This is a genomic window from Streptomyces sp. (assembly GCF_035645055.1).
Lineage (GTDB): Bacteria > Actinomycetota > Actinomycetes > Streptomycetales > Streptomycetaceae > Streptomyces.
On sequence record NZ_DASQNH010000071.1, the window covers coordinates 36,939 to 49,803 of the forward strand.

7 protein-coding genes are annotated in these 12,865 nt (G+C 73.8%); 5 read left to right on the top strand and 2 right to left on the bottom strand.

The window, feature by feature from the left end; translation table 11 throughout:
• The first annotated feature begins 1 nt into the window (after position 1).
• Together VE614_RS23330 and VE614_RS23335 are read left to right on the top strand one after the other, a co-directional pair.
• Positions 2-2,842 carry an SUKH-4 family immunity protein gene (locus tag VE614_RS23330; protein WP_324940497.1) on the top strand — a complete coding sequence of 947 codons (2,841 nt, stop codon included), beginning with the start codon at positions 2-4 and terminating at the stop codon, positions 2,840-2,842.
• Positions 2,843-3,063: 221 nt separating this feature from the next.
• A complete protein-coding gene (locus tag VE614_RS23335; protein WP_324940499.1) occupies positions 3,064-3,954 on the top strand; it encodes a cellulose-binding protein in 891 nt (296 codons plus the stop codon).
• Positions 3,955-4,119: 165 nt separating this feature from the next.
• On the opposite strand, the gene VE614_RS23340 is transcribed toward VE614_RS23335, so the two are convergent.
• Positions 4,120-4,620 (bottom strand): GNAT family N-acetyltransferase, encoded by a 501-nt coding sequence (locus VE614_RS23340; RefSeq protein WP_324940503.1) that lies wholly within the window; start codon positions 4,618-4,620, stop codon positions 4,120-4,122.
• 65 nt (positions 4,621-4,685) lie between these two features.
• On the bottom strand, positions 4,686-6,245 hold the full coding sequence (locus VE614_RS23345; protein WP_414719631.1) for an MFS transporter: 1,560 nt from the start codon (positions 6,243-6,245) through the stop codon (positions 4,686-4,688).
• 410 nt (positions 6,246-6,655) lie between these two features.
• On the opposite strand from VE614_RS23345, the gene VE614_RS23350 reads away from it, so the two are divergent.
• The 3 genes from VE614_RS23350 to VE614_RS23360 form a co-directional block, all read left to right on the top strand.
• On the top strand, positions 6,656-7,444 hold the full coding sequence (locus tag VE614_RS23350) for an ABC transporter ATP-binding protein (RefSeq protein WP_324940508.1): 789 nt from the start codon (positions 6,656-6,658) through the stop codon (positions 7,442-7,444).
• A complete protein-coding gene (locus tag VE614_RS23355) occupies positions 7,441-10,020 on the top strand; it encodes an ABC transporter permease (RefSeq protein WP_324940511.1) in 2,580 nt (859 codons plus the stop codon). Before VE614_RS23350 ends, VE614_RS23355 begins: the two co-directional genes overlap by 4 nt.
• 275 nt (positions 10,021-10,295) lie before the next feature.
• Positions 10,296-12,865, top strand: a 2,570-nt coding sequence (locus VE614_RS23360; RefSeq protein WP_324940514.1) for a transcription-repair coupling factor, incomplete at its 3' end; no start/stop codon positions are given.

Sequence of the window (12,865 nt, forward strand, 5' to 3'; positions counted from 1 at the left end):
GATGGTGACGTTCGCGCAGGCGCAGGAGCGCGCGGAAGAGTGGATCAACGGCGATGTGCCGTCGTACCAGCATCGTGAGGTGCGGGTGCGGGAGTTCGAGCTGGGCTTCGTGGTGTGGGCCGAGGACCGGGAGGACGGGCCGCGGTCGGACGGTGGCGCGCAGCGGCTGGTGATCGCCCGGGACAGCGGGGAGGCCACGCTGTGGCCGTCGCTGCCGGTGGGCGAGGTGATCCGCCGGTACGAGGAGGAGTACGGCCGTGAGGGGGCGGCACCGGAGCCGGCGCCGGCGCCCGCGGCCCGGGTCGACCTGAATCAGACGTCGTTCCTGCTGACTCCGCCGGAGTGGTTGCAGGACGCGGCGGACAAGCTGGGTATTCCGGATCGGCGGGAGTCGCGGGGCGGGGCGCAGCGGGACGCGCAGCCGCGCGACGCTGAGCCGCTGGGCGCTGAGCCGAGGGATGCGGTGTCCGGGCCGGACGGGCCCGAGGACGCGGTGCCGGGGCCGGCGGCTCCGGCCGGTGGTTCGGCGCTGCCGGAGACGCAGGCGGGGATTCCGGCGGGTGCGGCGGACGCTCCGGGCGCTCCGGGCGCGGCGGTGCCTGGTGGCACGCCGGGTGCCGTGCCGGGTGCCGCGTTGAGCGGTTCGCCGGGGGTGCCCGCGGGGGCCACTCCCTGGGCCGGGACCGACACCAACGCGGATGCCGGTGAGGACCGTTCGGTGCCGCTGCCGGAGACCGTGTTCGCGCCGCCGCTGAGCGGTGTGGACGACGAGGTCCCGCAGGCGGTGGTGCCGGAGGCGAAGACGGCGCTGATCCAGGGGGGCAGCCGGCTCCCTCCCACGGCGATCGCTCCCGCGCTGAACGACCCGGGCTCGCAGGGCGCGCAGGGTGCGGCGGCTGGTGCCGCCGGTGGTCCGGGCGCGCCGGGGATGCCGGGTGCGCAGGCCGCCCCCGCGGCGCCGGGTGCCCCGGGCACGCCGCCGCCTCCCTCCGTACCGCCGGTGCCGGGTGCGCCGATCCCGGGTGCCCCGCAGGGGAGTACCCCGCCTCCGGCCCCGCCGGGGAGCATGCCGCCGCCCGCGCCGCCGGGGAGCATGCCGCCGCCCGCGCCGCCGGGCAGTACGCCGCCTCCGGCCCCGCCGGGCAGTACGCCGCCGCCCGTGCCGGGTGCGCCGTCCTACGGTTACCCGCAGGCGGGCGGTGCCCAGCCGATGCCGTCGGACCCCGGGGACATCGCCGACGCCGCCACCAGCAAAGCGGCCCCGCCGCCGCGTCGTGGCCGGGGCGGGGGCGCGACGCCGCCGCCTCCGCCGGGGGCGCCGGGCACCCCGGGCGCGCGGCCGGGCAGTACGCCTCCTCCGGCGCCCGCGCCGGGCACGCCGCCGGGCGGTGCCTACGTGCCCACCCAGCTCGTGTCCGCCCTCGGCCCTGACGGTCCCGGGGGCCCGGCCGGCCCGGGCGCGCCGCAGCCTCCGGGTGCGCCGAACACCCCTGGCGGCACGCCTCCGGGCGGTGTCCACCACGCGGCCACCATGCTGGCCGACCCGTCGCAGATGGGGCCGGGCGCGCCGCAGCCTCCGGGTCCTCCGGGTGTCCCCGGCCCGCCCCAGCCTCCGGGTGTTCCCGGTGCTCCGGGTGCGCCCGGGGCGGTGCATCACGCGGAGACCATGCTGGCCGCGCCGCCGGTCGGCGCTCCGGGCGTGCCCCCGCCGCCGCAGGCCCCGGGTGTCCCGGGTGCCCCTGGCATGCCCCCGGGCGCCCCGCAGCCGATGCCTCCCGCGCCGGGCCGGCCGCTTCCGGGTCAGCCCGTGCCGGGTCAGCCCATGCCGGGTGCGCAGCCGCCGGCGTACGGCTATCCGCAGCAGGGGCAGCCGACGGTCGGTCCGGGCTACCAGGCCGTGCTGCGCTACCGCGCCCAGGACGGTTCGGAGCAGCAGCTGATCCGGCGTTCGGCGCCGGGCACCCCGCACCCGGAGTGGCAGATCTTCCACGAGCTGCGGGCGATGAACGTGCCGCCGGACCAGGTGCTGGAGCTGCACACGGAACTGGAGTCGTGCGAGCTGCCGGGCGCGTACTGCGCGCGGATGATCCGCGAGCAGTGGCCGCAGGCGCGGATCACGTCTATCGCGCCGTACGGCACGGACCACGCCAGCCGGCAGCAGGGCATGCGGCAGCTGCTGGCCCACCAGGGCGAGTTGCACCAGGTCGCGGACGGTCCCGCGCGTCCCGCTCCGGTGCGGGCGCCGCTGCCGCCGGTGCAGCCGGTTCCGCCGGTTCCGCCGGAGGCCGTGGCGCAGGAGCTGGCGGCGGCGTTCGGGCCGGGCGTCTTCCGGTTCGAGCAGGCCGCGGTGTCGCGGCAGGGTGTGCCGCCGATCGTGGCGCACACCCTGGTGGTGGCCGGTCTGCCGGTCGACATGGGGCCGTTCTTCTGGGCGCAGGCGCAGCCGGGGCGTCCGGTGCCGACGCTGGCGGAGCTGGCGCAGGAGCGGGGGGTGCAGCCCGCGGCGGACGCGGGTTCCTACCTCGTCATGGGCAGCGACTTCGGCAAGGCGATCTGTGTGCAGTACGGCACGGCGAACATCGTCGCGGTCCCGGTGGAGGCCGGGCCGGGCGGGGCGCCGGTGCCGCCGCAGTTCGTGAACACCGGTCTGCCGGAGTTCGCGCGCTGCATGGCGCTGCTGGGCCGGATGTGGCGGCTGCGGTTCGGGCTGAACCAGGAGCAGGCGGGCCGCTGGACCGTCGATTTCCAGGCCCAGCTGGCCGCGCTCGACCCGGCGGCGCTCGGTTCGCCGGAGAGCTGGTGGTCGGTGCTGCTGGAGCAGATGTGGGACGGGTTGCTGTGACGTCGGCCCGTGGTGGCGGTGTGCCGTCCTGACGACGTGCCGTCCTGACGGTGCGCCGTCCTGACGGAGTGTGAGAAGGGGTCTGGCCCGGTCGTTCCCGACCGGGCCAGGCCCTTTTGTGTGCACCTTCCGCGCGGAGTGTCGGGTTCCGGGTGATTCCTGTCGATCCATCAAGATGTGCACGAGCACGACATCACGTGGTCGGTGAAAGGGGCCCCAGGATGAGCAGCGCACCGGTGTCCCCGTACGGCTTCGCGACCGTCCGGGGGCGCGGTTACCGTCCCGGACAGGTCGACGCGTTCGCCACGGCGCTCTGCCGGGACCGGGACGCCGCCTGGGAACGGGCGGCCCGGCTCACCGTGCTCGCCAGGGAGATGGAGGCGGAGGCGGAACTGCTGCGGGCGGCGGTGACACGGCTCGCGCCGCAGACGTACGAGGCGCTGGGGGAGCGTGCCCGGCGCCTGTTCCAGCTCGGGGAGGAAGAGGCGGCGGACGTGCGGGAGCGGGCGCGGCGCGAGGCGCACGAGCGGGTCGCGCGGGCCGAGGAGCGAGCGCTGGAGGTGCGCCGGGCGGCGCAGGAGGACGCCGACGCGCTGCGCGCGGACGCCGAGGAGCGGACCCGGCAGCGGTTGCTCGCGGCCCGTGCCGAGGCCGACGAGATCCGGGTCACGGCCCGGCGGGAGGTGAAGGAACGCCGCACCGAGGCGCTGGCCGCCCTGCGCGAGGTGCGCCGGCGCACCGCCGCTCTCCTCGCCGGCCAGGAGAAGGACCACGCGGAGCGGTGGGAGGCCGCCGAGCGTGCCCAGGCCGCTCGCGCCGCCGCGCTGGACGCCCGCCACGCCGAACTGGCGGCGCGGGCCGAGGCCGCGCTCGCCGAGGCCGAGGAGGCCTTCGCCGACGCCGAGGAGTCCGCCCGGTGCCGGCAGGAGGAGGCTCAGGCGCGGGCCGCCGAGATCGTCGCCGAGGCGCGTCTGCGGGAGGAGCGCGTCGCCCGCGAGACGGAGCGGGTGCTGCGGGAGCACGGGGAGCGCTGGGACGACGTACAGGCGCACATGGACCAGGTGCGGGACAGCCTGGCGGCGCTCACGGGCGGGCACGCGCCGACGGAGTGACGCGGGCCGCGGCGCCGCGGAATCGCCTCCGCGGCGCCGCGGGACCGCCGGGCGGCCGTCGCTCACGGTGCTGTGAGCGCCGGTACGACACCGGTGAGGCCATCAGGGTGGCTCCGGCGCCGAGGCGGCCAGGAAGAGTCCGGCTTTCCGCCCCGAGGGCGGGTCCTAAGGGCGTCTCGCCCCCTGGAGCAGGAGTTCGCGCCGGTGGCGGAGTCCGGGGCGGCTGTCGACGGCCAGGGGGCCCGCCTCGGTGAACCCGCAGCGCCGCGGTACGGCCCGGGAGGCGGCGTTGTCCAGCGTGGTGACCGCGGTGAGCGCGCGCAGCCCGTACTCCGTGGCCGCCTTCTCGCACACCAGCCGTACCGCCGCGGTGGCGACACCCCGGCCCGCGGCGCGTTCCGCCACGCGGTAGCCGAGTTCGGCCGTCCCGTCCGCGACGTCGACCAGGTTGACCCGGCCCACCAGCTGCCCGTCCGCGTCCAGGACGACGTGGAAGTGGCGGATCCCTGCGGCCCGTTCGGCGAGCAGCGCGTGGTGCCGGTCGGTGGACTCGGCGAAGTACGCGTCACCGCGGTCGGGCACCGCGCGGGCGAAGTACTCCCGGTTCTCCCGCTCGAAGCCCGGCAACGCCTCCGCGTGCCCGGCCCGCAGCCGCTCCAAGGTCACCGTGTGCCGAGCGTATGACCGGACGTCGCCGCGGCGTACCTGGTTTCCGGCGGGCGGGGTTGCGCTCAGGCCGGGTCCTCCGTGCGGACCGGGAAGCGGCGGGGGGCGAGGAGCAGCAGGACCAGGAAGGCCAGTGCCGCCGCTCCCGCCGCGCCCAGGTACACGGTGTGCACCGCGTCGGCGATCGCCCGGCGGGTGGTCTCGGTGGCGGCGCCGTTGTCCAGGCCCCGGGCGACGGTGTCGAGGTCGCCGGCGCCGCCGAGGCGTGCGGCCAGCACACCGTTGGCGACCGCGCCGAAGAGGGCGGCGCCGAGGGTCTGGCCGGTCTGGCGGCAGAACAGCACGGACGCGGTGGTGGTGCCGCGCTCGGCCCAGCCGACCGTCGACTGCACGCCGACGATCAGCGGCAGCTGGAAGAGGCCGAGGGCGGCCCCGAGCAGCAGCATCAGCAACGTCGGCTGCCAGGCCTCGCCCGGGTAGGGCAGCAGCGGGAACGCGGCGAGGATCAGCGTGGCGGTGCCGATGCCCAGCATGGCCGTGTGGCGGAAGCCGATCCTGCGGTACACGTGCTGGCTGAGCGCGGCCGACACCGGCCAGCTGAGCGTCCACACGGAGAGCACGAATCCGGCGGCGACGGGGCCGAGGCCGAGCACCGACTGGGCGTACGTGGGCAGGAACACGGCGGGGGCCACCATCAGCAGGCCCAGGGCGCCCAGGGCCAGGTTGACGGCCGCGATGGTGCGGCGCCGCCAGACCCAGCCGGGGATGATCGGCTCGGCCGCCCGGCGCTCCACCAGCACCACGACCGCCACCAGCGCGAGCCCGGTGCCGAAGAGTGCCAGGGAGGGCGCCGACAGCCACGGCCAGGCCACCCCGCCCTGCACCAGCGCGGTGAGCAGCACCCCGCCGCTGGCGAACACCGCGAGGGCGCCCGCCCAGTCCACGCGCGCGTGTGGAGCGGCCGTTTCGCGCCGGGGCTCGTGGAGGTGACGGACGATCAGCCAGAGGGCGAGCCCGCCGATGGGCAGGTTGACGAGGAAGATCCAGCGCCAGTCGGCGTACGCGGCGAGCAGGCCGCCCACTCCGGGGCCCGCGACCGCGGAGACCGCCCACACGGTGGACAGCTTGGACTGGATCTTCGGGCGCTCCTTGAGCGGGTAGAGGTCGGCGGCGAGGGTCTGGACCGTGCCCTGGAGGGCGCCGCCGCCCAGGCCCTGGACGACGCGGAAGGCGATGAGCGCGGCCATGTTCCAGGCCAGCGCGCACAGCAGCGAGCCGAGCAGGAAGACGCACGCCCCGACGATGAGCACCGGCTTGCGGCCGAAGGTGTCGGACAGCTTGCCGTAGACCGGGAGGCTGACGGTGACGGCGAGCAGATAGCCGGAGAACAGCCAGGAGAAGACGGAGAAGCCGCCGAGGTCGCCGACGATCTGGGGCACGGCGGTGGAGACGATGGTGGAGTCGAGCGCGGCGAGCGCCATGGAGAGCATCAGCGCGGCGACGACGGCGCCGCGGCCCCGGGTGTCGTGCGTGCGGCCGGCCGCGCCCGCCGCGCGTGCGCCGGTGCGCCGGCTCGCCGGCTCGGTGTCCCCCTGGCTCACGGGATTCCTTCCCCTTGCATCCATCTGCCGCGGGACAGCTTCGCATTTGCCCCTGACGCAGCGGGAGGGTGCAGCCTGGGTGGTCCGAAGGGCGGACGGCGACCCCGAGGCGGAGTACGCCTGCCGGTGGAGGGCCCCTAGGGGTTCCTCCGTACAACGGCTCGGGGAGGCTTCGTCCCGGCGGAGGACGAGAGGGGGCGGGGGCCGTCCTTAACCTGGCTTTACGCCGCTGAGGGCGCCGCCGGCACCGGCGTACCGCAGCTCGGGGGGTGGGGTTTTCCCCCGCACAGGAGGGGGCCGAGCACCATCGAACCGCGCCCCCTCCGACCGCGAGACTCATTCGCGTAACCACTTCGTGCGAGTCCGACGGGCCGAGGGGCCAACGGGTCGACGGAGCAGCGTGACCACTAGTTGACCGACATAGGAGACATACCGTGACATCGGCTGTGACCATTCCCAGGCACGGGGGCACTGGAGGGCGTACGGCCGTTGCCGCGCGGGCGCGGCAGGTCGTCAAGGCCTACGGAGCCGGGGAGACCCGCGTCGTCGCCCTCGACCATGTCGACGTGGACATCGCCCGCGGCCAGTTCACCGCGATCATGGGCCCCTCCGGGTCCGGCAAGTCCACCCTGATGCACTGCCTCGCCGGGCTCGACACCGTGACGGCCGGTCAGATCTACCTGGACGAGACCGAGATCACCGGGCTGAAGGACAAGAAGCTCACCCAGTTGCGGCGGGACCGGATCGGGTTCATCTTCCAGGCGTTCAATCTGCTGCCGACGCTGAACGCGATCGAGAACATCACGCTCCCCATGGACATCGCCGGCCGCAAGCCCGACAAGGAGTGGCTCGCCCGCGTGGTGGACACCGTCGGTCTCGCCGGGCGGCTCAAGCACCGGCCGAACCAGCTCTCCGGCGGCCAGCAGCAGCGTGTCGCCGTGGCCCGTGCCCTGGCCGCCCGCCCCGAGATCATCTTCGGTGACGAGCCGACCGGAAACCTCGACTCCCGCGCGGGCGCCGAAGTCCTCGGCTTCCTGCGCCGCTCGGTGAGCGAGCTGGGCCAGACCATCGTGATGGTCACCCACGACCCGGTGGCCGCCTCCTACGCCGACCGCGTGCTGTACCTCGCCGACGGCCGGATCGTCGACGAGATGTACAACCCGACCGCCGAGCAGGTCCTGGACCGCATGAAGGACTTCGACGCGCGGGGGCGTACGTCATGACCGTGCTGAAGACCTCGATGCGCAACTTCCTCGCGCACAAGGGACGCATGGCCCTGTCGGCCGTGGCGGTGCTGCTGTCGGTGGCGTTCGTGTGCGGCACGCTGGTGTTCACGGACACCATGAACACGACGTTCGACAAGCTGTTCGCCGCCACCGCCTCCGATGTCACCGTCAGCGCCAAGAAGTCCTCGGACACCGGCGAGACCACCTCCGGCAACGGCAAGCCGCCGGTGATGCCCGCCTCCGTTCTCGACGAGGTGCGGAGCGTGCGGGGCGTGAAGTCGGCGGAGGGGACCGTCTTCTCGACCTCGGTGACCGTCGTCGACGCCGACAAGGACAGCCTCTCGCCGTCCAGCGGCGCCCCGACCATCGTCGGCAACTGGAACGGCAACGACGCCCGCACCATGGAGATCACCTCCGGCGCGGCGCCCAAGAGCGCCGACCAGATCATGGTCGACGCGGACACCGCCGACAAGCACGGCCTGAAGCTCGGTGACGAGCTGGGCGTCCTCACGGCCGTCGGCACCCACCGGGCGAAGATCACCGGCATCGCCGACTTCACGGTCACCAACCCCGGTGCCGCGATGTTCTACCTGGACACGGAGACCGCCCAGCGGACCCTGGTCGGCGAGACGGGCGTCTACACCAACGTCAACGTCACCGCCGCGAGCGGCGTCACCGACGACCGGCTGAAGAAGGACGTCTCCGCCGCGCTGGACGGCGCCTACAAGGTGCAGACCGCGAAGGAGGTCGCCGACGCCAACGCCGAGGAGGTCGGCGACTTCATGGGCGTCCTGAAGTACGCGCTGCTCGGCTTCGCCGGGATCGCCTTCCTCGTCGGCATCTTCCTGATCATCAACACCTTCTCCATGCTGGTCGCCCAGCGCACCCGCGAGATCGGCCTGATGCGGGCCATCGGCTCCAGCCGTCAGCAGGTCAACCGGTCGGTGCTGGTCGAGGCGCTGCTGCTCGGCGTCGTCGGCTCGGTGCTCGGCGTGGCCGCGGGCGTCGGACTGGCGGTCGGGCTGATGAAGCTCATGGGCCAGATGGGCATGGAGCTGTCCACCGACGACCTGACGATCGCCTGGACGACCCCGGTGCTCGGCCTGGTCCTCGGCATCGTCGTCACCGTCCTCGCCGCCTACCTCCCGGCCCGCCGGGCGGGCCGGATCTCCCCGATGGCCGCGCTGCGTGACGCGGGCACCCCGGCCGACGCCAAGGCCGGCGCCGTACGCGCCGTGCTCGGGCTGCTGCTGACCGGCGCGGGCGGCTACGCCCTCTACCTCTCGGCCGCCGCCGACAAGGCGAGCGACGGCTCGCTCTGGCTGGGGCTGGGCGTGGTGGCCACGCTGATCGGGTTCGTGGTCGTCGGACCGGTGCTCGCCGGCGGTGTGGTGCGGGTGCTGGGTGCCGTCCTGCTGCGGGTCTTCGGACCGGTCGGGCGGATGGCCGAACGCAACGCGCTGCGCAACCCGCGGCGCACCGGCGCCACGGGTGCCGCGCTGATGATCGGCCTCGCGCTGGTGGCCTGCCTGTCGGTGGTCGGCTCCTCCATGGTCGCCTCGGCGACCGACCAGCTCGACAAGACCGTCGGCACCGACTTCATCATCCAGAACGACCAGACCCAGCCGATCACCGAGCAGGCCGTGCGGGCCGTGAAGTCGGTGGACGGGCTGGAGCGGGTCACCGAGTACAAGGTCCTCGACGCCGATCTGATCACCCCCGACGGCGAGCGGGTGAAGAACGAGACGATCAACGCCGCCGACCCGTCCTACGCCGAGGACGTGCGCACCAAGACGGTGGCCGGCGACCTCGCCGACGCCTACCGGCCCGACTCGATGTCCGTCTTCGAGGGCTTCGCCGAGGAGCACGGCATCGAGATCGGCTCGCCGGTCAAGGTCGACTTCAAGGACGGCACCACCGCGACCCTCACGGTCCGCGCGATCACCAGTGACGAGGTCGTCGTCGACAAGGGCGCGATGTACGCCTCGATCACCACCGTCGCCAAGTACGTGCCGGCCGAGGACATGCCGCTCGACATCCTCGTCTTCGCCACGGCGAAGGAGGGCCAGCAGGAGGCGGCGTACCAGGCGCTCAAGACGGCGCTGGACGACTTCCCGCAGTACCAGGTCCGGGACCAGACCGACTACAAGGAGGCCCTGAAGGACCAGGTCGGACAGCTGCTGAACATGATCTACGGCCTGCTGGGCCTGGCGATCATCGTCGCGATCCTGGGTGTGGTGAACACCCTGGCGCTGTCGGTCGTCGAGCGCACCCGGGAGATCGGCCTGATGCGGGCGATCGGCCTCTCGCGCCGCCAGCTGCGCCGGATGATCCGCCTGGAGTCGGTCGTGATCGCCCTGTTCGGTGCGCTGCTCGGCCTCGGCCTCGGCATGGTCTGGGGCGCCACCGCGCAGCAGCTGCTCGCCCTGGAGGGCCTGAAGGTCCTCGACATCCCGTGGCCGACGATCGGCGGGGTGTTCATCGGATCGGCCTTCGTGGGCCTGTTCGCGGCACTGATCCCGGCGTTCCGCGCGGGCCGGATGAACGTCCTGAACGCCATCGCCACCGACTAGGCCACCGACCGGCCCACCGGCCAGCCCTCGCGTACGGGGGTCGCGGGGGTACGCCCGGTGCCGGGGAGCGGAGATCCGCTTCCCGGCACCGGGCGTTTTCGCGGGGGAGCGGCGGGGCGGCGGCGGGCCCCGTTCGGGGGACGGCGCTCTCCACAGGGGGCCCGTCGTCCACAGGCCCCGCGGCTGTCGGCGCGCCGTCGTAGGCTGGAGACCCCCCGGCCGTATCACGCGTCGGGCGATTCGCGTTGCCCACCACCGGAACGGATAGCCCCTCCATGAGCTTGCACGGTCTGCTCGACGCCGTCGTCAAGGACGCCGCACTCGCGGAAGCGATCAAGGCGGCCGCGGACGGCAACCGGATGCACGTCGACCTGGTCGGCCCCCCGGCGGCCCGCCCCTTCGCGATCGCCGCGCTGGCCCGCGAGTCCGGCCGCCCCGTGCTCGCGGTCACGGCGACGGGCCGCGAGGCCGAGGACCTGGCGGCGGCCCTGCGCTCCCTGCTGCCGCCGGACGGCGTGGTGGAGTACCCCTCCTGGGAAACCCTGCCGCACGAGCGCCTCTCCCCGCGCAGCGACACCGTGGGCCGTCGGCTCGCCGTGCTGCGCCGCCTGGCCCACCCCCGCCCCGACGACCCGGAGACCGGCCCGGTCTCGGTCGTCGTCTCGCCCGTGCGGTCCGTGCTCCAGCCGCAGGTCAAGGGCCTCGGCGACCTGGAGCCGGTGGCTCTGAGGTCAGGCGAGACGGCCGATCTGAACGAGATCGTGGAAGCCCTCGCCGCTGCCGCCTACACGCGCGTGGAGCTGGTCGAGAAGCGCGGCGAGTTCGCCGTGCGCGGCGGCATCCTCGACGTGTTCCCGCCGACCGAGGAACACCCCCTGCGCATCGAGTTCTGGGGCGACGACGTCGAGGAGATCCGCTACTTCAAGGTCGCCGACCAGCGCTCCCTGGAGGTCGCCGAGCACGGTCTGTGGGCCCCGCCCTGCCGTGAACTGCTGCTGACGCGGGAGGTGCGGGAGCGCGCCGCCGCCCTCGCCGAGCAGCACCCGGAGCTGGGCGAACTCCTCGGCAAGATCGCCGAGGGCATCGCCGTGGAGGGCATGGAGTCACTGGCGCCGGTCCTCGTCGACGACATGGAGCTGCTGCTCGACGTGCTGCCCAAGGGCTCGATGGCCGTCGTCTGCGACCCCGAGCGGGTGCGCACCCGTGCCTCCGACCTCGTCGCGACCTCGCAGGAGTTCCTCCAGGCGTCCTGGGCGGCCACCGCCGGTGGCGGCGAGGCACCCATCGACGTCGGCGCGGCCTCCCTGTGGTCCATCGCCGACGTCCGCGAGCGCGCGCGCGAGCTGGACATCATGTGGTGGTCGGTGTCGCCGTTCGCCGCGGACGACGAGGCGGAGGAGGCCGACACCCTCAAGCTCGGCATGCGCGCCCCCGAGACCTACCGCGGGGACACCGCGAAGGCACTCGCCGACACCAAGGGCTGGCTCGCCGACGGCTGGCGGACCGTCTACGTCACCGAGGGCCACGGCCCGGCCGCCCGCACCACCGAGGTACTGGGCGGTGAGGGCATCGCCGCGCGCCTGGACGGGGACCTCACCGAGATCACCCCGTCGGTCGTGCACGTGGCGTGCGGCTCGATCGACCACGGCTTCGTCGACCCCCGCCTCCGGCTCGCGGTGCTCACCGAGACCGACCTGTCCGGGCAGAAGGCGGCCGGCCGGGACGGCGCCCGCATGCCCGCGCGGCGCCGCAAGACGATCGACCCGCTCACCCTGGAGCCGGGCGACTACATCGTCCACGAGCAGCACGGCGTCGGCCGCTACATCGAGATGGTCCAGCGCACCGTGCAGGGCGCCACCCGCGAGTACCTGGTGGTGGAGTACGCCCCCGCCAAGCGCGGCCAGCCCGGCGACCGGCTGTACATCCCGACCGACCAGCTGGAGCAGATCACCAAGTACGTGGGCGGCGAGGCACCCACCCTGCACCGCCTGGGCGGCGCCGACTGGACCAAGACCAAGGCGCGCGCCAAGAAGGCGGTCAAGGAGATCGCCGCCGACCTGATCAAGCTCTACAGCGCCCGGATGGCCGCCCCCGGGCACTCCTTCGCGCCGGACACCCCCTGGCAGCGCGAGCTGGAGGACGCCTTCCCGTACGCGGAGACCCCCGACCAGCTCACCACCATCGCCGAGGTCAAGGAGGACATGGAGAAGACCATCCCCATGGACCGCCTGATCTGCGGCGACGTCGGCTACGGCAAGACGGAGATCGCCGTCCGCGCCGCCTTCAAGGCCGTCCAGGACGGCAAGCAGGTCGCGGTACTGGTGCCGACCACGCTGCTGGTGCAGCAGCACTACGGCACCTTCAGCGAGCGGTACGCGCAGTTCCCGGTGAAGGTGAAGGCCCTCTCCCGCTTCCAGACCGACACCGAGGCCAAGGCGGTCCTGGAGGGCCTGAAGGACGGCTCGGTGGACGTGGTCATCGGCACCCACCGGCTGTTCTCCTCGGAGACCAAGTTCAAGGACCTCGGCCTGGTCATCGTCGACGAGGAGCAGCGCTTCGGCGTCGAGCACAAGGAGCAGCTGAAGAAGCTGCGGGCCAACGTGGACGTGCTGACGATGTCGGCGACGCCGATCCCGCGCACCCTGGAGATGGCCGTGACCGGCATCCGCGAGATGTCCACGATCACGACCCCGCCGGAGGAGCGGCACCCGGTGCTCACCTTCGTCGGGCCGTACGAGGAGAAGCAGATCGGCGCCGCCATCCGCCGTGAGCTGCTGCGCGAGGGCCAGGTCTTCTACATCCACAACCGGGTCGAGTCGATCGACCGCGCGGCGGCCCGGCTGCG